General features: G+C 67.9%; 19 protein-coding genes. 12 read left to right on the top strand and 7 right to left on the bottom strand.

The window, feature by feature from the left end; translation table 11 throughout:
- Window positions 1–8: 8 nt before the first annotated feature.
- The gene (gene trpS, locus ACIOVG_RS15110) at window positions 9–1,013 is read right to left on the bottom strand and encodes a tryptophan--tRNA ligase (protein WP_400875125.1); all 1,005 of its coding nucleotides are present in this window, start codon (window positions 1,011–1,013) and stop codon (window positions 9–11) included.
- A 73-nt stretch (window positions 1,014–1,086) separates the two neighbouring features.
- Between trpS and ACIOVG_RS15105 the strand changes: the two genes are divergently transcribed.
- Genes ACIOVG_RS15105 through ACIOVG_RS15095 form a run of 3 tightly spaced genes read left to right on the top strand, consistent with a single transcriptional unit; the run spans window position 1,087 to window position 3,085 of the window.
- Window positions 1,087–1,740, top strand: coding sequence for an SRPBCC family protein (locus tag ACIOVG_RS15105; protein WP_400875123.1), 654 nt, complete (start codon window positions 1,087–1,089; stop codon window positions 1,738–1,740).
- Complete coding sequence (locus tag ACIOVG_RS15100; protein ID WP_400875120.1) at window positions 1,737–2,423, top strand: DUF4166 domain-containing protein; 687 nt, start codon at window positions 1,737–1,739, stop codon at window positions 2,421–2,423. Before ACIOVG_RS15105 ends, ACIOVG_RS15100 begins: the two co-directional genes overlap by 4 nt.
- A complete protein-coding gene (locus ACIOVG_RS15095; RefSeq protein ID WP_400875118.1) occupies window positions 2,420–3,085 on the top strand; it encodes a DUF4166 domain-containing protein in 666 nt (221 codons plus the stop codon). The genes ACIOVG_RS15100 and ACIOVG_RS15095 overlap by 4 nt, the downstream gene beginning before the upstream one ends.
- Here the strand turns inward: ACIOVG_RS15095 and ACIOVG_RS15090 are convergent.
- Genes ACIOVG_RS15090 through sdhC form a run of 6 tightly spaced genes read right to left on the bottom strand, consistent with a single transcriptional unit; the run spans window position 3,079 to window position 8,737 of the window.
- Window positions 3,079–3,918, bottom strand: coding sequence for an exodeoxyribonuclease III (locus tag ACIOVG_RS15090; RefSeq protein ID WP_400875115.1), 840 nt, complete (start codon window positions 3,916–3,918; stop codon window positions 3,079–3,081). The genes ACIOVG_RS15095 and ACIOVG_RS15090 overlap by 7 nt on opposite strands.
- Before the next feature lie 10 nt (window positions 3,919–3,928).
- Window positions 3,929–5,191 (bottom strand): YihY/virulence factor BrkB family protein, encoded by a 1,263-nt coding sequence (locus ACIOVG_RS15085; RefSeq protein WP_400875112.1) that lies wholly within the window; start codon window positions 5,189–5,191, stop codon window positions 3,929–3,931.
- 49 nt (window positions 5,192–5,240) lie between these two features.
- Window positions 5,241–6,008 (bottom strand): succinate dehydrogenase iron-sulfur subunit, encoded by a 768-nt coding sequence (locus tag ACIOVG_RS15080; protein ID WP_400875109.1) that lies wholly within the window; start codon window positions 6,006–6,008, stop codon window positions 5,241–5,243.
- A 2-nt stretch (window positions 6,009–6,010) separates the two neighbouring features.
- Window positions 6,011–7,837: a succinate dehydrogenase flavoprotein subunit gene (gene sdhA / locus ACIOVG_RS15075; RefSeq protein WP_400875106.1), complete on the bottom strand. Its 1,827-nt coding sequence runs from the start codon at window positions 7,835–7,837 to the stop codon at window positions 6,011–6,013.
- A gap of 19 nt (window positions 7,838–7,856) precedes the next feature.
- A complete protein-coding gene (locus ACIOVG_RS15070) occupies window positions 7,857–8,303 on the bottom strand; it encodes a succinate dehydrogenase hydrophobic membrane anchor subunit (protein WP_400875103.1) in 447 nt (148 codons plus the stop codon).
- A complete protein-coding gene (gene sdhC, locus ACIOVG_RS15065; protein WP_116636409.1) occupies window positions 8,303–8,737 on the bottom strand; it encodes a succinate dehydrogenase, cytochrome b556 subunit in 435 nt (144 codons plus the stop codon). The genes ACIOVG_RS15070 and sdhC overlap by 1 nt, the downstream gene beginning before the upstream one ends.
- A 200-nt stretch (window positions 8,738–8,937) precedes the next feature.
- On the opposite strand from sdhC, the gene ACIOVG_RS15060 reads away from it, so the two are divergent.
- The 9 genes from ACIOVG_RS15060 to ACIOVG_RS15020 all read left to right on the top strand — a co-directional run bounded on the left by ACIOVG_RS15060 (window position 8,938) and on the right by ACIOVG_RS15020 (window position 19,608).
- Entirely contained in the window at window positions 8,938–10,053 is a 1,116-nt protein-coding gene (locus ACIOVG_RS15060) for a mannose-1-phosphate guanylyltransferase (RefSeq protein WP_400875101.1), read from the top strand.
- Window positions 10,054–10,201: 148 nt separating this feature from the next.
- Window positions 10,202–11,314, top strand: a complete 1,113-nt coding sequence (locus ACIOVG_RS15055) for a BMP family protein (RefSeq protein ID WP_400875098.1) — start codon at window positions 10,202–10,204, stop codon at window positions 11,312–11,314.
- A gap of 109 nt (window positions 11,315–11,423) precedes the next feature.
- Window positions 11,424–12,938 (top strand): ABC transporter ATP-binding protein, encoded by a 1,515-nt coding sequence (locus ACIOVG_RS15050; RefSeq protein WP_400875095.1) that lies wholly within the window; start codon window positions 11,424–11,426, stop codon window positions 12,936–12,938.
- A complete protein-coding gene (locus ACIOVG_RS15045) occupies window positions 12,935–14,254 on the top strand; it encodes an ABC transporter permease (RefSeq protein ID WP_400875092.1) in 1,320 nt (439 codons plus the stop codon). Before ACIOVG_RS15050 ends, ACIOVG_RS15045 begins: the two co-directional genes overlap by 4 nt.
- Window positions 14,254–15,537 carry an ABC transporter permease gene (locus ACIOVG_RS15040; protein WP_400876415.1) on the top strand — a complete coding sequence of 428 codons (1,284 nt, stop codon included), beginning with the start codon at window positions 14,254–14,256 and terminating at the stop codon, window positions 15,535–15,537. Before ACIOVG_RS15045 ends, ACIOVG_RS15040 begins: the two co-directional genes overlap by 1 nt.
- A 28-nt stretch (window positions 15,538–15,565) precedes the next feature.
- Window positions 15,566–15,964: a cytidine deaminase gene (locus ACIOVG_RS15035; RefSeq protein ID WP_050722786.1), complete on the top strand. Its 399-nt coding sequence runs from the start codon at window positions 15,566–15,568 to the stop codon at window positions 15,962–15,964.
- A gap of 54 nt (window positions 15,965–16,018) precedes the next feature.
- Window positions 16,019–17,329 (top strand): thymidine phosphorylase, encoded by a 1,311-nt coding sequence (locus ACIOVG_RS15030; protein ID WP_400875089.1) that lies wholly within the window; start codon window positions 16,019–16,021, stop codon window positions 17,327–17,329.
- Between the two features lie 41 nt (window positions 17,330–17,370).
- Window positions 17,371–18,486 (top strand): adenosine deaminase, encoded by a 1,116-nt coding sequence (locus ACIOVG_RS15025; protein ID WP_400875086.1) that lies wholly within the window; start codon window positions 17,371–17,373, stop codon window positions 18,484–18,486.
- Between the two features lie 6 nt (window positions 18,487–18,492).
- Window positions 18,493–19,608 carry a polysaccharide deacetylase family protein gene (locus tag ACIOVG_RS15020; protein WP_400875083.1) on the top strand — a complete coding sequence of 372 codons (1,116 nt, stop codon included), beginning with the start codon at window positions 18,493–18,495 and terminating at the stop codon, window positions 19,606–19,608.

Here is a 19,608-nt window from a genome sequence, read left to right as displayed (position 1 = left end):
CGCTGCTCTCAGATGCGACGGAGCAGGCCGACCCGGTCGTAGACGTCGGACAGCGTCGCATCGGCGACGGCATCCGCCTTCCCGGCGTTCTCCGCGAGGATGCGATCGAGCTCTGCGGGGTCGTCCAGCAGTTCCAGCGCGCGCGCACGCACCGGCTCGAATTCGTTCACGACGACCTCGGCGAGACCCTTCTTGAAGTCTCCGTACCCGCGGCCCGCATACTCGTTCTCGATCGAGGAGACCTGCTGGCCGGTGAGCGCCGCGTAGATCGTGAGCAGGTTGGAGACGCCGGGCTTGTTCTCCCGGTCGAAACGCACGGAGCCCTCGTTGTCGGTCACGGCGCGCATGATCTTCTTCGCGGACTTCGCGGGCTCGTCCAGCATCCAGATCACGCCGGCGTCGCTCTCCGCGGACTTCGACATCTTCGACGTCGGGTTCTGCAGGTCGTAGATCCGCGCCGTCTCCTTCTGGATCACGGGCATCGGCACCGTGAACGTCTCGCCGAAGCGGGAGTTGAATCGCTCGGCGAGCGTGCGCGTCAGCTCGACGTGCTGCTTTTGGTCGTCGCCGACGGGCACCACATCGGTCTGGTAGAGCAGGATGTCGGCCGCCATCAGCACCGGGTAGGTGAACAGGCCCACGCTGGTGCCGTCCTGCCCGTAGCGGGAGGACTTGTCCTTGAACTGGGTCATCCGGCCGGCCTCGCCGAAGCCCGTGATCGTGCTGAGGATCCACGCGAGCTCGGCGTGCGCTCGCACGTGCGACTGCACGTACAGCGTCGACAGCGACGGTTCGATCCCCGCGGCGATGTACTGCGCGGCGGTGCGTCGCGTCTTCTCACGCAGCACGGACGGGTCCTGCGCGACCGTGAGGGCGTGCAGATCGACCACCGAGAAGTAGGCGTCGTAGGAGCTCTGGAGGTCCCGCCACTGCAGGAGCGCGCCGATGTAGTTGCCGATCTGAAGAGAGTCGGCGGAGGGCTGCATTCCGGAGTAGAGGCGAGGTTTGGTCACGACATCAATCCTATGGTGCTCCGCGCCGCCGCTCCTCACGGAGGGAGTCGCCGTGGTCGTCTAGGCTGACGGGATGTCGGCGCCGTCCCGCAGCCCCGTCCGCGCACCCGCTCGCCGGGATCGCGCGCTGTACGTGGAGATCCTCATCCGAGCGCCGCTGGAGACCCTCTGGGGCCTCACGCAGGACCCTGCCGCGCACGTACGATGGGACGCGCGCTTCTCCGCCATCCGGCCCGTGCGGACGCGACCGGACGGTGCGCAGGAGTTCGCGTACGCTCTCGACCTGGGCGTGCACACGATCCGCGGCACCGGGGTCTCGCTCGGCACACGGGAGGGCTCGCGGGGCGAGCGCACCTCGGCGCTCGTGTTCGACTCCGCTGACCGGCTGTCGCCGTTGCAGTCCGGACGCGGCTACTGGCGCTACATCCCGACCGATGACGGTGTGCGCTTCATCACCGGGTACGACTACACACCAGGGTGGGGACCCTTCGGTCTGATCCTCGACCGGCTGGTGACGAGGCGCTTCGTCTGGTGGCTCACGGCGCGCAGTTTCGATCGACTCAGGATGTGGGCGGAGGACGACATCGCTCCGGAACGACTCAGCGGGTGGCGTTCGCTCCGCCGGGGAGGTCCGAAGGCGCGACGCTGTCTGTCGCGTCCGCCGCGCCGCCGGGAGCGCACGATCATGCAGGACGCCCCGGATTCCCTCGACAGGATCAGCTCATGAGCGCCGGCGACGGCGTGTTCGAGCGCGCTCTCGGGCCGGACTTCGCACGCCTGCATCCGCAGCTGCAGCGGCGCTTCGGCGTCGGCGTGGCTGCGGGGTACGGCTGCGTGGGTCGGGGAGTGATGTCCGAGGTGCGGCGTGGCCCGTGGTGGACGCTGCCGTTCCTCGCGATCGGGACGATGCGCAACATCATGTTCCCCGAGCGCGGCACCGACATCCCGTTCCAGATCGATAACCATGCCTACGTCGACAGCCTCGGCCGGGAGACCGTGACTTTCGTGCGCACCATGACGGTGCGCCCAGGACGTCGTCGACGCTTCGACGCGACCATGATCTACAGCGAAGCGCGGGGGAGGATCATCGACTACCTCGGCACGCATCAGCATCTCGCGGTGGACCTGGAACTCGCGGTGACCGATGACGGCGCTCTGCGATTGACCTCGGGAGCGCAGCGCTTCTACGAGGGACCGCTCGCGTTCCGGTTCCCGATGCTGTTCAGCGGGCGGGCGCATCTGACCGAGCGCTTCGACGACGAGCGCGGGTGCTTCGTGATCGACCTCGAGGTGCGCAACGACCTGCTCGGATTCCTGTTCGGCTATCGCGGCGCCTTCGAGTGCGAGTTCCCGAGTGACGGGGCAGTGCCCGAGACCGTCAAGCCGTATCGCGAGGAGGTGCGCGAGTGACGGCCAGGGGAGAGGCGTTCCTGCGGGCGCTGGGAGCGGATGCGGAGCGCCTGCACCCGCAGATCCTGGCGCAGATGCGCGCTGTCGCCCCCGACGAGGACCGTGCCGAAGGGGTCTTCGAGGTGGCCGGCAGCCGTTTCGGGCGTCTGTCCGCGTTCGGCCGGCCCGTCGTCGGACCGCGCATGCTGGTGACGCGCTTCGGGCGCGACGTGCCGTTCCTGCTCACCGTGCGCTGCGGGGTGACCGCATCGGGGCAGGCGACGCTCGACACGACGCGGGAGTTCCGTTTCCCCGGATCGACGCAGTACATCTCCGACCGACTGACCACGACCCCGCGTACCGGCATCGTGCACAACGTCCTGGGCGCACGCGGCCGCGTCGAGATGCTCGAGCACTGCAGCGTCACGGACGACGGCGCCCTGCGGATGCGCACCCGCCGCGTCGCCCTGCGCTTCGCCGGGCGACGGATCCCGCTCGCGGGGATCTTCGGCGTCGATGTCGACCTCGAGGACGGGTGGGATGAGGACCACCGCCGCCGTACGATCAGGATGCGCGCGACGAATCCGCTGTTCGGCACGGTCCTCGAGTACCGCGGGTGGTACCGGTACCTCGACCAGGAGGACGGCATCGGCCGCGCTCCCGGTCGTTCGGCGATTCAGTAGGTGTAGTCGACGACCACGGGAGCGTGATCGCTCCAGCGCTGGTCGTAGGCGGCGGCGCGGGCGACGTGGTACGCGGTGGCGCGCTCCGCGAGAGCCGGTGTGGCCAGGTGATAGTCGATCCGCCAGCCGGAGTCGTTGTCGAACGCCTGACCGCGCATGGACCACCACGTGTAGGGGCCGTCGACTTCGCCGTGGAAGCGGCGACCCACGTCGACCCAGCCCAGTCCCACGCCCACAGAGCCGTCGACCCCGGTGACCTCGGTGCCCGCGGGGCCGAGGAAACGGTCGAAGTACGCGCGCTCGCGGGGCAGGAAGCCGGCCTTCTTGCGGTTGCCACGCCAGTTCTTGATGTCGAGCTCGCGGTGACCCACGTTCAGGTCGCCCGTGACGAGCGCGAGCGCGTCGTCGGCACCGAGCTCGGCGAGGCGCGGTCCGAACGCGTCGAGGAACTTCCACTTCTCGTCCTGCTTGGGGGTGTCGGCCTCGCCGGAGTGCACGTAGGCGCTGACGACCGTGAGCGGACGGTCGCCGATCAGGAAGTCGGCCTCGATCCACCGCCCCTTGGAATCGAAGTCGGCGTCACCGAAATCGGTGCGCGATGCGATCGCCGGCACGCGGCTCGCGATCGCGACGCCGGCGCGGCCCTTGGCCGTGGCCTCGTCATGCACGAACGTCCAGCCGGGGAGTGCCGCCTCCAGGTGCTCGTCCTGCCCGCGGACCTCCTGCAACGTCAGGATGTCGACATCGGCGTCATCGAGCCATCCGCTCATCCCGTTACGGGCAGCCGCCCGGATTCCGTTGACATTGACCGAGGCGATACGCAGATGAGGCATGGGGACAAGCCTAACGAGAGCCGCCGACATCCCGATCGCTGTTGCCGTCCCTGGCACCGTTTCCTGCCCTGGTGCCGTTGGCGTCCCTGGCGCCGCGGTTCAGCTCCGACAGGAGCCGCTGCGCGAGCGGCGTGGTGGTATCGACCGGCGGAGGCGGCGACGCCTCTAGATCGGCGAGCTCCGCCTCTGCCGCGCGCAGGGCCCGCCCTGCCGCCCACGCGCGGTGCCACGGAGCCGTGTCACGGGCGGTCTGGGCTTCTCGCACCCGGATGCGCGCGGCGGTCAGGAGCGCCCGGTACTCCGCCAGACGCCGCTCCGCCTCGGTCTGATGCAGCAGCGGGACATCGCGGTCGCCCGCGGCGACGGCGATCCACGACGATGCGACGAGCATCACGACGCCGTTGATCCGGAACCACAGCAGCAGACCGATGAAGATCGCGAACGTGGCGAGCAGGGGATTGGAGGGCGTGTAACTCAGCAGGAATCCCGCACCGAACTGGAGGACGGTCATCGCACCGCCGCCGAGGAGCGCGCCGGGCCAGATGATCCGCCAGTCCAGCGACGTTCCCGTCAGGAAGCGGACCATGGCGGCCAGCGCGGCGGACATCAGCACGAACGACACCAGCACCGTGCCGACGTGGATGCTGAGGTTCACGCCATCCGATTCGGAATCCCAGCCCAGCTGGGCCAGCACCCAGCTCAGCACGCCGGCACTCGCCGAGCTGAGCAGGGATCCGATGATGAGAGCGACGCCGAAGATCACGGCCGCCAGCAGGTCGCGGGCCTTGAGGAGCACGTAGCTGCGTCGGTCCGGCGGCAGGCCGAAGATGTCCCTGGTCGCCCGCCGGGAGAAGGTCACCCATCCGATCGCGGTCCAGATCACGGTGCCGAGGGCGATCAGACCGGTGATGCTCAGGACGCCGGTCGTGTTGGCGGCGATCTCCTGCACCTGTGCGGGGGTGACCACCCCGCCCTCGGGGAGGATCAGATTGGGGATGTAGCTGTTGATCATGTCGATCAGGCCGTTCACGGCTTCTTCGCTGCCGCCGAGCCAGAGCCCGGCGATCGCGAAGGCGAGGTAGATGGCGGCGAAGATCGCGAACAGCGCCTGATAGCTGACACCGGCGGCCAGCAGAAATCCGTTGTGCTGCAGGAAATGACGCCAGACCCGCACGGGGAAGAGGCCGAGTGTGCGTCGGGTCAGCGCCGTGGCGCGCTCGACCGCCACATCGAGGCGACCGGCTTCGGGCGCGGCGCCACCGGAATCAGACACGCCTCCACCCTATCCAAGGGCGGAGGCGTGTCGAACAGCGCGAGAGCGGTCAGCGGCGTCCGCGCAGGACGGCCTGCTTGACCTCGGCGATCGCCTTGGTGACCTCGATGCCACGCGGGCACGCCTCGGAGCAGTTGAAGGTCGTGCGGCAGCGCCAGACACCCTCCTTGTCGTTGAGGATGTCGAGGCGCACGGCGGCGTTGTCGTCGCGCGAGTCGAAGATGAAGCGGTGCGCGTTCACGATCGCGGCCGGACCGAAGTACTGTCCGTCCGTCCAGAACACGGGGCACGACGAGGTGCACGCGGCGCACAGGATGCACTTGGTGGTGTCGTCGAAGATCTCGCGGTCGGCGATCGTCTGCACGCGCTCCTTGCCCTTCTCCGGCACGGAGTTCGCGACCAGGAACGGCTGGACCTCGCGGTAGGAGGCGAAGAACGGCTCCATGTCGACGACGAGGTCCTTCTCGAGGGGGAGACCCTTGATCGCTTCGACGTAGATCGGCTTGGAGATGTCCAGGTCCTTGATCAGCGTCTTGCAGGCGAGGCGGTTGCGGCCGTTGATGCGCATCGCATCCGAACCGCAGATGCCGTGTGCGCAGGAGCGGCGGAAGGTCAGCGAGCCGTCGACCTCCCACTTGATCTTGTGCAGTGCGTCGAGCACGCGGTCGGTGGAGTACAGCTCCACGTCGTAGTCGACCCAGTGCGGCTCGGCGTCGACCTCGGGGTCGAACCGGCGGATGTTGAAGGTCACGACGAAGGACTGGATCGCAGCCTCCTGGGTCGTGTCGGCAGGTGCTTCTGCGATGGCGGTGGACATGCTCAGTACTTCCTCTCCATCGGCGGGTAGTTGAACTCGCCCTGCTCGTTCTTGGTGAACACGACGGGCTTCCAGTCGAGCTTGATGTGATCGCCCGGGTCGGACGAGTGCGCATCGCCGGTCAGGTACGCCATGGTGTGCTGCATGTACTTCTCGTCGTCGCGCTTCGGGAAGTCGTCGCGCATGTGACCGCCGCGGCTCTCCTCGCGGTTCTGCGCCGCGTAGACCACGACCTCGGCGATGTCGAGCAGGAAGCCCAGCTCGACGGCCTCGAGCAGGTCGGTGTTGAACCGCTGGCCCTTGTCGTCGACGTGCACGTTCTTGTAGCGCTCGCGCAGCTCGGCGATGACTCCCAGCACGTGCTGCAGGGAGTCGTGCGTGCGGAACACCTGCGCGCCCTTGTCCATCTCGTCCTGCAGCGTCTTGCGCAGCACGGCGATGCGCTCGGTGCCCTGGTTGTTCCGGAGGCCCTCGAGCATGTCCGACACGAAGCCGGCCGGGTTCTCGGGCAGCGGGACGAAGTCCGCGGTCTGGACGTACTCGACGGCGTTGCGACCGGCGCGCTTGCCGAACACGTTGATGTCGAGCAGCGAGTTGGTGCCGAGGCGGTTGGCGCCGTGCACCGAGACGCACGCGCACTCGCCGGCGGCGTAGAGTCCGGGGACGACGGTGGTGTTGTCCGCGAGGACCTCGCCGTCGTTGTTGGTCGGGATGCCGCCCATGGCGTAGTGCGCGGTCGGCATCACGGGCACCGGCTCGACGACCGGGTCGACCCCCAGGTACGTGCGGGCGAACTCGGTGATGTCGGGGAGCTTGGTCTCGAGGACCTCCGCGCCCAGGTGCGTGCAGTCGAGCAGCACGTAGTCCTTGTGGGGGCCGGCGCCGCGGCCGTCGAGGACCTCCTGCACCATGCAGCGCGCGACGATGTCACGCGGAGCGAGGTCCTTGATGGTCGGTGCGTAGCGCTCCATGAAGCGCTCACCCGACGCGTTGCGCAGGATCGCGCCCTCGCCTCGTGCGCCCTCCGTGAGGAGGATGCCGAGACCGGCGAGCCCCGTCGGGTGGAACTGGAAGAACTCCAGGTCCTCGAGGGGGAGGCCCTTGCGCCAGACGATGCCGACGCCGTCGCCCGTGAGGGTGTGCGCGTTGGAGGTGGTCTTGAAGATCTTGCCGAAGCCGCCGGTCGCGAAGATCACGGCCTTGGCCTGGAACACGTGCAGCTCGCCGGTGGACAGGTCGTAGGCGACGACGCCCGCTACCTGGGTCTTGCCGTCCGCATCTTTCACGGTCAGCAGGTCGAGCACGTAGAACTCGTTGAAGAAGTTGATGCCGAGCTTGACGCAGTTCTGGAACAGCGTCTGCAGGATCATGTGGCCGGTGCGGTCTGCGGCGTAGCAGGCGCGGCGGACCGGGGTCTTGCCGTGCTCAGCCGTGTGACCGCCGAAGCGGCGCTGGTCGATCTTGCCCTCAGGGGTGCGGTTGAAGGGGAGGCCCATGTTCTCGAGGTCGATGACCGCGTCGATGGCCTCCTTCGCGAGGATCTCCGCCGCGTCCTGATCGACGAGGTAGTCGCCGCCCTTGACCGTGTCGAAGGTGTGCCACTCCCAGGAGTCCTCCTCGACGTTCGCGAGCGCCGCCGCCATGCCGCCCTGTGCCGCACCCGTGTGGGAGCGCGTGGGGTAGAGCTTGGAGATCACGGCGGTCTTCGCACCGGGGCCCGCTTCGATCGCGGCGCGCATGCCGGCGCCGCCCGCACCCACGATCACGATGTCGAACTGGTGGTAGTGCACGCCGTCACGGACGACGGAATCCTGCGTCTGGGTAGTCACTTCTTCTTTAGCCTTCTTCTCAGTTTCCGACCAGCGCGGCGCACTCGGTCCAGAGGACGCTGTCCGGCTGTACGCCCAGGCACGGGTCGAAGGTGAACACCACGAGGGTGCCGAGCAGGATCAGGAGACCGGCGGCGAGGCCGAGCGCCCAGACCAGCGCCTTGCGCGCCTTCTCGGTGGTGACGTAGTCGTTCACGATGGTGCGCATGCCGTTGGCGCCGTGGATCAGTGCGAGCCACAGCATCAGCACGTCCCACCACTGCCAGAACGGCGTGGCGAACTTGCCGGCGATGAATGCGAAGTCGAGGGCGTGGATGCCCTCGCCGACCATCAGGTTGATGAAGAGGTGGCCGAAGATCAGCACGACGAGCACGATGCCCGAGGCGCGCATGAAGATCCACCCCCACTTCTCGAGGTTGAATCCGCGCTGGCGGCGGGCGGGAGCGACGACGGTCTGCGCGGTCATCAGTGACCCCCTCCGAATCCGGCGAACGCGAGCATCAGGTGGCGGGGCACGAACCCGGCCATGATCACGACCCACACGGCGAGGACACCCCAGAAGAGCTGGCGCTGATACTTCGCGCCCTTCGACCAGAAGTCGACCGCGATGATGCGCAGGCCGTTCATGGCGTGGAAGACGATGCCGGCGACGAGTACGACCTCGCCGAGCGCCATGATCGGGTTCTTGTACGTGCCGATGACGGCGTTGTACGCCTCAGGCGAGACCCTGATCAGCGCTGTGTCGAGCACATGCACCAACAGGAAGAAGAAGATGGCGACTCCGGTGATGCGATGAAGCACCCACGACCACATGCCTTCGCGACCCCGGTAGAGGGTGCCGCGGGGGGTCTTGGACGTGGTTTCCGAAATCGACGGTGTCAAGCGAGCGCTTGTGGACACGGTCGTCCTCCCTGGATCGATGAGCGTCGGTCGCGTGCGCTGCGCTCGTCCAAGAGTGATCCTGTCGAAAGTCAGGCATGCCCGATCGTCGTCCATCCTATTCCTGTCAGATGACGGGGAGCGACGAAGGGGAGCCTAAGTGCAGTTCGCGCGTCGGCCGGCCGACACCGACGCGGAGGGTCGCGGGCTACGCTGACGGGGTGACGCAACCCATTCAGGACTTCTACGCTGTGATCCCCGCCGGCGGCATCGGAAGCAGGCTCTGGCCGCTTTCTCGTGCGGACGCTCCGAAGTTCCTCCACGACCTCACCGGATCGGGGCACTCGCTGCTGCGCGACACCTGGGATCGGTTGGAACCGCTCACCGGCCCCGATCGCATCGCGGTCGTCACGGGGCGCGCGCACCGCGCCGCCGTCGAGGCCGAGCTGCCCGGCATCGACGATGTGAACGTCTTCCTGGAATCGGAGCCGCGCGAATCCGCCGCCGCGATCGGGCTCGCCGCGGCGATCCTGCACCGTCGCGACCCCGATGTGATCATCGGCTCGTTCAGCGCCGACCATGTCATCCGCGGCACCCAGGTGTTCGAGTGGGCCGTGCAGCAGGCTGTCCAGGTCGCCCGCGAGGGGTACATCTGCACGATCGGCATTCCGCCCACCGAGCCGTCGGTCGGGTTCGGCTACATCCGCAAAGCCGGAGAGCTCGTCGTCGACGGTGCTCCCGAGGCTGCTCTGGTCGAGCGCTTCGTGGAGAAGCCCGACCTCGAGACGGCCAAGGAGTACGTCGCAGACCGCAGTTACCTGTGGAACGCCGGCATGTTCATCGCGAAGGCGAGCGTTCTCCTCGAAGAGCTGGCCGCCAACGAGCCGGAGCTGCACGCGGGGCTGCTGGAGCTCGCCGAGGCGTGGGACGATCGCGAGCGCCGAGGCCCGGCGGTCGACCGCATCTGGCCGAAGCTGAAGAAGATCGCGATCGACTACGCCGTGGCTGAGCCTGCGTCCGAACGGGGGCGGCTGGCGGTCATCCCCGGGCACTTCGACTGGGATGACGTCGGCGACTTCGCCTCGCTCACCAAGCTCATCACGCACGGGCGCAAGAACGACCTCGCCGTGCTCGGTCCGAACGCCCGCGTGCTCTCCGACGCCGCCAGCGGAATCCTGGTCAGCCAGACCAACCGCGTGATCAGCCTGGTCGGTGTGCAGGACATCGTGGTGGTGGACACTCCCGACGCCCTGCTGGTCACGACGGTCGAGCACGCGCAGCGCGTGAAGGGTGTCGTGGAGTCCCTCAAGCTGACCGGTCAGGGTGACGTGCTCTGATGAGCAGGGCATCGCGCTCATCGGCTGGGTTGATTTCAGCTTGGTAACCATTCGTTCGCACACGGGCCGCCGGTGTGCGCAAACGCTGAAACACTAGGTAACTTTGATCGATCCGCGAGGGCCGCGGTTTCGTTGAGGGAGGCATGAGTTGACCATCTCCACCACCAAGAAGCTGCTCGGCGCGACAATCGCCGCGGGCGTCGTCTTCGCACTCGCCGGCTGTGGCCAGGCACCGACCGCCGAGCCGGGCGGCTCTGAGAAGCCGGTCGACTCCGACTTCCTTCCCTGCCTCGTCTCCGACGCCGGCGGCTGGAACGACAAGTCGTTCAACCAGTCCGCGAAGGAGGGCATGGACAGCGCCGCGAAGGAGCTGGACATCAAGCCGCTCGAGTTCGAGTCCGCGAACGACAACGACTACGCGCCGAACCTCGAGACCGCCGTCTCCGAGGGCTGCTCGCTGATCGTCTCGGTCGGCTTCAAGCTGTCCGCCGCGACCGTCGAGTCGGCACTGGCGAACCCTGACATCGACTACGCGATCATCGACGATTGGGCCGACAACGACTTCGACGGCAACGTCGACGCCCCCAACGTCAAGCCCCTCGTCTTCGACACGGCTCAGGCCGCCTACCTCGGTGGCTACGCTGCCGCAGCGTGGTCTGCGCAGAGCGGTGTGAACAAGGTCGGCACCTTCGGCGGCATGCAGATCCCGTCCGTCGCCGTGTTCATGGACGGCTACCAGCTCGGTGTCGAGAAGTACAACGAGGACAAGTCGGCATCGGTCGAGGTCTTCGGTTGGGACGCCGCGACGCAGAAGGGCTCCTTCACGGGTGGCTTCGACGCGAACGACACGGCCAAGCAGACCGCCCAGGGCGTGCTCGACCAGGGCGTCGACGTGATCCTCCCGGTCGGTGGACCGGTCTACCAGAGCGCAGCGGCGGCGATCGCCGACAGCGGCAAGGACACCCTGATGCTCGGCGTCGACAGTGACCTCGCCGTCGCAGACCCGAGCGTGGCCGACGTCACGCTCGTCTCGATCATGAAGGCGATCGACGTGGCCGTCCACGACGCGACCGTCTCGGCCGCCGCCGGCGAGTTCGACCCGGCTCCGTACATCGGCACGCTCGAGAACGAGGGTGTGAAGCTCTCCGGCTTCGGCAGCTTCGAGTCGCAGCTGCCCGACGGACTGCTCGACGAGATCGCCGAGCTGCAGAAGCAGATCATCGCCGGTGACATCACGGTGGAGTCGAAGAACTCGCCGTGATCTGACGCAGGTCCAAGCGCGGGGCGAGTGGTGAGCAGTTCTGCCACTCGCCCCGTGCCGTGGACGGACGATGATTCTCCTGGATGACTCTTCTGGATAAGGTGCAGATATGAAGCTCGAACTTCGCGGCATCACCAAGCGATTCGGTAGCCTCGTGGCCAATGACCACATCGATCTGGTGGTCGAGCCGGGGGAGATCCACGCGCTCCTCGGCGAGAACGGCGCGGGCAAGTCCACGCTGATGAACGTCCTCTACGGCCTGTATCAGGCCGATGAGGGTGAGATCCTCCTCGATGATGAGGTGCAGCACTTCCGCGGTCCCGGTGACGCGATGGCTGCGGGGATCGGCATGGTCCACCAGCACTTCATGCTCGTCCCGGTGTTCACCGTGGCCGAGAACGTCATGCTCGGTCACGAGCAGACCAAGGCCCTCGGCACGCTCGACATCGCGAAGGCGCGAGAGCACGTGCGGTCGGTGGCTGCCCGCTTCGGGTTCGACATCGACCCGGACGCGCTCGTGGGCGACCTCCCCGTCGGGGTCCAGCAGCGCGTCGAGATCATCAAGGCGCTCTCGCGCGACGCCAAGGTGCTCGTGTTCGACGAGCCCACAGCCGTGCTCACGCCGCAGGAGACGGACGAGCTGATGGCGATCATGCGCCAGCTGCGCGATGAGGGCACCGCGATCGTGTTCATCACCCACAAGCTGCGTGAGGTGCGCGAGGTCGCGGACAAGATCACCATCGTCCGGCTCGGCCGTGTCGTCGGCGAGGCGTCGCCGACCGCCACCAACGCCGAGCTCGCGTCGCTCATGGTCGGCAGGGCCGTCGAGCTCACCGTGCACAAGGACGCACCGCGCATCGGCGAGGGCGGCCTCGAGGTGAAGGACCTGCGCGTGCTCACTCCCGCAGGGGCGATCGTCGTCGACGGCATCGACTTCGCCGTGCGCCCGGGCGAGGTGCTCGCCATCGCGGGCGTGCAGGGCAACGGACAGACCGAGCTCGTCGAGGCCATCGTCGGCCTCGCCGCGCGCGTCGAGGGATCGATCGTGCTCGACGGCAACGAGCTCGTCGGCAAGAGCGTGCGGGCCATCCTCGACGCCGGAGTCGGGTTCGTGCCGGAGGACCGCACGGAGGACGGACTGGTCGCCGGGTTCTCGGTGGCCGAGAACCTCATCCTCGACCGTTCCGACGACCCCGCCTTCAGTCGTGCAGGCACACTGCGCCGCGCGGCGCTGGAGGAGTTCGCGCGTGAGCGCATCCGGGAGTACGACATCCGCACCCAGGGGCCGCACACGCCCGCAGGAACACTCTCCGGCGGAAACCAGCAGAAGGTCGTGATCGCGCGCGAGATGAGCCGCGAGCTGCGGCTGCTGGTCGCCGCGCAGCCGACCCGCGGCGTGGATGTCGGCTCGATCGAGTTCATCCACAAGCGGATCATCGAGACGCGCGACTCCGGCATCCCGGTGATCGTCGTCTCCACGGAGCTCGACGAGGTCGCCGCTCTCGCTGATCGGATCGCGGTCATGTACCGCGGGGCGATCGTCGGCATCGTGCCCGGCGACACGCCCAGAGAGACACTCGGACTCATGATGGCCGGAGCGGCCGAAGGGGAGGTGGCCGCGTGAGCGGAGCGACACCCGGCGCGGGAGACGTGACCAAGGGGCTGCCGCCCGAGCAGCTCTCCACGAGCACCGGCACGGTTCCCCGTGATCCGGCCGATGTGCCGCCGCCTCCGCGCGGCAACGTGGTCCTGAAGGAGATGCTCCGCGGCAACGCCGTCACGACCGTCCTGGCGATCGTGCTGGCGCTGATCGTGGGCGGCGTCCTCATCGCCCTGACCAACGAGGACGTGCAGGCGGCCTCCGGCTACTTCTTCGCCCAGCCGGGTGACACGTTCGTCGCGGCGTGGAACGCGGTGTACAACGGCTACGAGGCGCTGTTCCGCGGTGCGATCTTCAACGCCCGCGGCGCGGACTTCGCGGCGCAGATCCGCCCGCTGACCAACACGCTCGGCTTCGCCGCACCGCTGATCGCCGCCGGTCTCGGCGTCGCGCTGGCGTTCCGCGTCGGACTGTTCAACATCGGTGCCCGCGGTCAGATGCTCATCGGCGTCGCGGTCGCGGCCCTGCTGACGTTCTCGCTCGACCTGCCGATCTGGCTGCACATCCCGGTGACGCTGATCGCCGGCATCGCGGGTGGTGCGCTCTGGGGCGCCATCGCCGGACTCATCAAGGCGCGCACCGGCGCACATGAGGTGATCCTGACGATCATGCTCAACTACATCGCGTACTACCTGCTGCTGTGGATGATCCGCACCCCCGGCCTGCTGCAGAAGCCGGGCACGAACCAGGCGCTCGGCTCGGCCACGCCGGAGAGCGCGCAGTTCCCGACGCTCCTGGGGCCGCAGTTCCCGCTGCTCGACCTCGGATTCGTGATCGTCATCGTGGCGACGCTGTTCGTCTGGTGGCTCATCGAGCGCTCGGCGCTCGGCATGCGCATGCGCGCGGTGGGTGAGAACCCGCACGCGGCCCGTGCCGCCGGCATCAGCGTGCAGCGCATCTACGTCTACGCGATGCTGTTCGCCGGGGGTCTGGCAGGTCTCGCCGGCATGAACCAGCTCCAGGGCGCGGTCACGACGGGTGTCACCGAGACGATCGATGCCGGCATCGGCTTCGATGCGATCACGGTCGCGCTCCTCGGGCGCAGTCGTGCGTGGGGCACCTTCGCCGCCGGCATCCTGTTCGGCGCGCTCAAGGCCGGCTCGTTCTCGATGCAGGCGCAGGACATCCCCGTCGACATCGTCCTCGTGGTCCAGTCACTCGTGGTGCTGTTCATCGCCGCGCCTCCTCTGCTGCGCACGGTGTTCTTCCTTCCCAAGACCGATATCGAGAAGGCTGCCAGGCTCAGAGCCAAAGCCGCGAAGAAGGCGGTGGCGGCATGATGTCCCTCGTGCAGACCCAGGCCGCTGACGGCACGGTGCAGCTCGCGACCGTGAAGCAGCGGAAGCTCAAGGCGCCGATCGTCCTGGCGGGTGCCACCGTGCTCCTCGCCCTGCTCTTCCTGTTCGTACCGCGTGACGGCATCAGCACCTTCCGGCTCTCCGACCAGTCGTCCGCACTCGCGCTGCCCGACGTCGCGCTGCCGACGGCCTCGACGTTCTGGGTCGTGCTCGGCCTCCTGGTCGTGCTCACCGTCGGAGCGTTCCTCCGCGCGTGGACGTTCCGTCCGCCGTCGCTCTGGCTGGTCGTCGCCTACGGCGTCCTCGCCGTGTTCGCGTTCCTCGTGTGGGCGGCCGCCGGCGGACTCGTGCCCGTGACCAGCCTGCTGTTCGGCGCGGTATCGCTGTCGGTGCCTCTGGTGTTCGGTGCGCTCGGCGGTGTGATCGGCGAGCGTGCGGGTGTCGTGAACGTCGCGATCGAGGGCCAGCTGCTCCTGGGTGCCTTCTCGGCCGCGCTGCTGTCCAGCATCACCGGCAACCCCTTCGTCGGTCTCGTCGGGGCGATGATCGGCGGCGTCCTGGTCGCCAGCGTGCTGGCCGCATTCGCGATCAAGTACCTCGTCGAGCAGGTCATCGTCGGTGTCGTGCTCAACGTGCTCGTCACCGGTCTCACCGGATTCCTCTACGGCGCGCTGCTCGCACCCAACGAGGCGACGTTGAACACCCCCGTGCGCTTCCCGCGCGTCGAGATCCCGCTGCTGAGCGACATCCCGATCATCGGGCCGGTGCTCTTCAACCAGACGTTCATCGGATACCTGATGTTCATCACCGTCGCCGTCGTGGCGTGGGGCCTGTATCGCACCCGGTGGGGGCTGCGGCTGCGTGCCGTGGGCGAGCACCCGCAGGCGGCCGACACCGTGGGCATCAAGGTGAACCCGACCCGGTTCTGGAACGTGCTGCTGGCCGGTGCGATCGCCGGCATGGGTGGTGCGTACTTCACTCTCGTCTCCGTGCCGCAGTTCGGCAAGGACATGACTGCCGGCCTCGGATTCATCGCCCTCGCCGCGGTGATCTTCGGCCGCTGGGACCCGATCCGCGCGACGCTCGCCGCCCTGCTGTTCGGTTTCGCGACGAATCTCCAGAACCTGCTCTCGATCCTGAAGACGCCGATCCCCGGCGAGTTCATGCTGATGCTGCCCTACGTCGTGACGCTGCTCGCGGTGGCTGGGTTCGCCGGACAGATCAAGGCCCCTGCCGCCGATGGCAAGCCGTACATCAAGTCCTAGGCCTGTCGAGAAGAAGGAACGATCGTAGATGACTGACATCGACTGGGACGAACTGCGTCAGGTCGCGACCGAGGCGATGGCCAAGGCGTACGCGCCCTACTCGCGGTACAAGGTCGGAGCCGCCGCCCTCGTGGGTGACGGTCGCATCGTGGCCGGCTGCAACGTCGAGAACGCCTCGTACGGGGTGACGCTGTGCGCCGAATGCGCACTCGTCGGCGACCTCCACATGTCCGGCGGCGGCCAGCTGGTCGCGTTCGTGTGCGTCAACAACGACGGACAGACGATCATGCCGTGCGGCCGTTGCCGACAGCTGCTGTTCGAGCACGCGATGCCGGGGATGCTGCTGGAGACCGTCTCCGGCATCCGCACGATCGACGAGGTACTGCCCGACGCGTTCGGGCCGCGCGACCTCGAGGACGCACGATGATGCGCGAACGGGTCGCTGAGCCTGTCGATGCACAGGGACCAGAGGAGTACCGAAATGACCGTTGAGCCCTACGACGCGGTGGACGTCATCCGCTCCAAGCGTGATGGCGGCGTCGTCGCCGAGCCCGCGCTGCGGTGGATGGTCGACGCCTACACCCGGGGGTACGTCTCGGATGCGCAGATGGCTTCGTTCGCGATGGCGATCTTCCAGCGCGGGATGGAGCGCGATGAGATCCGCGTGCTCACCGACGCGATGATCGCTTCGGGGGAGCGGATGAGCTTCGCCTCCCTCGGCAAGAAGACCGTCGACAAGCACTCCACCGGCGGTGTCGGCGACAAGATCACCCTTCCGCTCGCCCCTCTCGTCGCTGTGTTCGGCGTCGCAGTGCCGCAGCTCTCCGGACGCGGTCTCGGCCACACGGGCGGCACGCTCGACAAGCTCGAGTCGATCCCCGGCTGGCGCGCGGCGCTCAGCAACGAGGAGATGTTCGCGCAGATGCAGAGCGACGTGGGTGCGGTCATCTGCGCCGCGGGCTCCGGCCTGGCGCCCGCCGATAAGAAGCTGTACGCACTGCGCGACGTCACCGGGACCGTGGAGGCGATCCCGCTGATCGCCTCCAGCATCATGTCGAAGAAGATCGCCGAGGGCACCGACGCCCTGGTGCTCGACGTCAAGTTCGGCTCCGGAGCCTTCATGCAGGACATCGACCGTGCGCGCGAACTGGCGCGCACCATGGTCGCCCTCGGCACCGACTCCGGCGTCGCCACGACGGCCCTGCTGACCGACATGAACGTGCCGCTGGGGCGCGCGATCGGCAACGCGAACGAGGTGCGCGAATCGGTCGAGATCCTCGCCGGCGGTGGCCCCGCCGATGTGCGCGAGCTGACAGTCGCCCTCGCGCGAGAGATGCTCGCGCTCGCCGGGCAGCCGGACGCCGACGTGGAGGCCGCGCTCGATGACGGTCGCGCGATGGATGGGTGGAAGGCCATGATCCGCGCGCAGGACGGCGACCCCGACGCGGTGCTTCCGACGGCGCGCGAGACCCATGTCGTCACCGCGCCCTCCGACGGCGTGGTCTCGCGGCTCGACGCGCTCCCGTTCGGCGTCGCCGCGTGGCGACTCGGCGCCGGCCGCGCGCGTGCCGAGGACCCGGTGATCTTCGAGGCGGGCATCGACCTGCACGCGAAGCCGGGCGACCGCGTGGTGGCCGGTCAGCCGCTGTTCACCCTGTCGGCGGCCGATGAGGCGCGCTTCCCGCGCGCGCTGGAGGCTCTCGAAGGAGCCTGGGCCCTTCGTCAGGATCAGGAACCGGGAGACGACGTCCCGGCGGCAGGTCCGATCGTGCGTGAGCGCATCACGGCCTAGGCTGAGGCTGCCGATCCTGCACCACTTCTGAGAGGACCACCATGTCGATCGATCCGAACGGCGACGTCACGATCCAGGGCGTGTCCCTGCGAAGCCTGCCGAAGGTGTCGCTGCACGACCACCTCGACGGCGCCCTGCGACCGGCGACGATCCTCGAGCTCGCGGATGCGGAAGGGCTGGCGGTTCCCGCGAAGGATGCGGCCGCACTCGGACGCTGGTTCACGAGCCAGAGCGATTCCGGCTCTCTGGTCGACTACCTCAAGACGTTCGACGTCGCGATCGGGGTGATGCAGACGACCGAGGGGCTGACCCGCGTCGCCCGCGAGTTCGTGCAGGATCTGGCTGCCGACGGCGTCATCTACGGCGAGGTCCGCTGGGCTCCGGAGCAGCACCTCACGCGCGGCCTGACCCTCGAGCAGACGGTCGCGGCCGTGCAGCAGGGCATCGAGGAGGGCGAGGAAGCCGCGGACCGTGACGGTCACAGCATCCGCGTCGGTCAGCTGATCACCGCCATGCGCCAGACCGACCGCGCACGCGAGATCGCCGAACTGGCGGTCGCCTTCCGCGGACGTGGAGTGGTGGGCTTCGACATCGCCGGGCCGGAGGACGGATTCCCGCCGTCGAACCACCGTGCGGCCTTCGACTATCTCGCCGAGAACTTCTTCCCCGTGACCGTCCATGCCGGCGAAGCGGCGGGCCTCGCATCCATCCGCTCCGCGTTGATCGACGGGCGCGCGCTGCGCCTGGGACACGGCGTGCGGATCGCCGAGGACCTGCAGGTCGTCACAGAGGAGGGCGACGAGGTGCAGGTGCAGTTCGGCGACCTCGCTCGCTGGGTGCGCGATCGCGAGATCCCGCTCGAGCTCTCGCCCTCGTCGAACCTGCAGACCGGCGCGATCGCGGCGTGGGGAAAGACTCTGGCCGACCACCCCTTCGATCTGCTCTATCAGCTCGGCTTCTCGGTCACGGTGAACGTCGACAACCGCACCATGAGCGGCACCTCCCTCACGCGTGAACTCGCGCTGCTCGTCGAGGCCTTCGAGTACGACCTCGACGATCTCGAGGCCTTCCAGTTCAACGCGGCCTCCGCTGCCTTCCTCCCGGTCGAGGAGCGGGAAGAGCTCGTGGAGATGATCGCCGAGGGCTTCGCAGACTGACGCACGATGGCTCGGGGGAGAAAGCGGCGCATCGGCGTCGTGATCGGCATCAGCACCGCCGTCGTGCTCGTGGGTGCCGCAGCAGCCGCATTCGCCCTGGCGAACCGCGCACCGGGAGGGCCGGCGGCTGCGACACCGACGCCGACGGCCGTCGCGACGCCCGTCGAACCGGAGCTGACTCCCGCGCAGCAACTGGTCGCGGACGCCGACGACCCGCTCGCCTGCGCCGTCTCGTTCGCAGGGGACGGCATCGTGGACGTGCCGATGCTGCAGTGGCAGAACGCGCTATATCAGGGTCTCCCGATCCCTGCCCAGGACGGACTCGTGTTCGCCGGCTGGTATCCGAGCGCAGAGGCCGCGGCGTCAGCCGATGCCGCCGCCCGGGTGAACGGCGCTGATCCGGTCGTCTGCACGGATCAGCAGGTCGAGCTCTTCGGCGCGTGGAAGACTCCGGACGAGAATCTCGCGGAGGGGACCCAGGTCCCGATCCTGATGTATCACCAGTTCACCGCGAATCCGGATGGCGAGAAGGGCTGGTTGCGCGGCAACTACGCGTACATCGGGGATTTCGAGGCGCAGATGGAGCACATCGCGACCACAGGTTTCTATCTGCCGACGTGGGACGAGCTCAGCGCGTTCATCGACGGCCGCCTCTTTCTGCCTGCGCGGTCGGTGATCATCACGGATGACGACGCGGATCAGACCTGGTTCGATCTGGCGGCCCCGGTCGTGGAGAAGCACAAGCTGCTCGCGACCTCGTTCATGATCACCGCCTATCGTCAGGATCCGCCACCGTCCATCTACGTGCAGCGTCGCTCCCACACCCACGACATGCATCAGGCGGGCGACAACGGCAAGGGGCGGATGGTCAACTGGACGGCGGAGCAGATCGCCGAGGACCTGAACCACTCCGGCGATGCACTGGGCGTGCGCGAGGTCATCGCCTATCCGTTCGGGCACTTCAACGACACCGCCAAGCAGGGCGTCGCGCTGGCCGGGTTCGAGATGGCGCGAACGATCGAGCCGGGCTACGTCGGCATCGGCACGGACAAGCTCGCGCTGCCCGTTGTGCGCATCGACTACGGCATGGGCGTGGATGCGCTGATCTCCCGCATCGGCTGA

Source organism: Microbacterium sp. NPDC087591 (assembly GCF_044743625.1).
GTDB lineage: Bacteria > Actinomycetota > Actinomycetes > Actinomycetales > Microbacteriaceae > Microbacterium.
The sequence above is the reverse complement of the archived record's forward strand: the minus strand, read 5'-3'. Positions and strand labels throughout refer to the sequence as shown.

Excerpts from the sequence above, each read along its gene's own strand:
- ACIOVG_RS15050 (WP_400875095.1), top strand. The coding sequence starts at position 11,424 with ATGAAGCTCGAACTTCGCGGCATCACCAAGCGATTCGGTAGCCTCGTG.
- ACIOVG_RS15105 (WP_400875123.1), top strand. The coding sequence starts at position 1,087 with ATGTCGGCGCCGTCCCGCAGCCCCGTCCGCGCACCCGCTCGCCGGGAT.
- ACIOVG_RS15020 (WP_400875083.1), top strand. The coding sequence starts at position 18,493 with ATGGCTCGGGGGAGAAAGCGGCGCATCGGCGTCGTGATCGGCATCAGC.
- ACIOVG_RS15040 (WP_400876415.1), top strand. The coding sequence starts at position 14,254 with ATGTCCCTCGTGCAGACCCAGGCCGCTGACGGCACGGTGCAGCTCGCG.
- ACIOVG_RS15070 (WP_400875103.1), bottom strand. The coding sequence starts at position 8,303 with ATGACCGCGCAGACCGTCGTCGCTCCCGCCCGCCGCCAGCGCGGATTC.
- ACIOVG_RS15035 (WP_050722786.1), top strand. The coding sequence starts at position 15,566 with ATGACTGACATCGACTGGGACGAACTGCGTCAGGTCGCGACCGAGGCG.
- ACIOVG_RS15030 (WP_400875089.1), top strand. The coding sequence starts at position 16,019 with ATGACCGTTGAGCCCTACGACGCGGTGGACGTCATCCGCTCCAAGCGT.
- ACIOVG_RS15025 (WP_400875086.1), top strand. The coding sequence starts at position 17,371 with ATGTCGATCGATCCGAACGGCGACGTCACGATCCAGGGCGTGTCCCTG.
- ACIOVG_RS15100 (WP_400875120.1), top strand. The coding sequence starts at position 1,737 with ATGAGCGCCGGCGACGGCGTGTTCGAGCGCGCTCTCGGGCCGGACTTC.
- ACIOVG_RS15080 (WP_400875109.1), bottom strand. The coding sequence starts at position 6,008 with ATGTCCACCGCCATCGCAGAAGCACCTGCCGACACGACCCAGGAGGCT.
- ACIOVG_RS15090 (WP_400875115.1), bottom strand. The coding sequence starts at position 3,918 with ATGCCTCATCTGCGTATCGCCTCGGTCAATGTCAACGGAATCCGGGCG.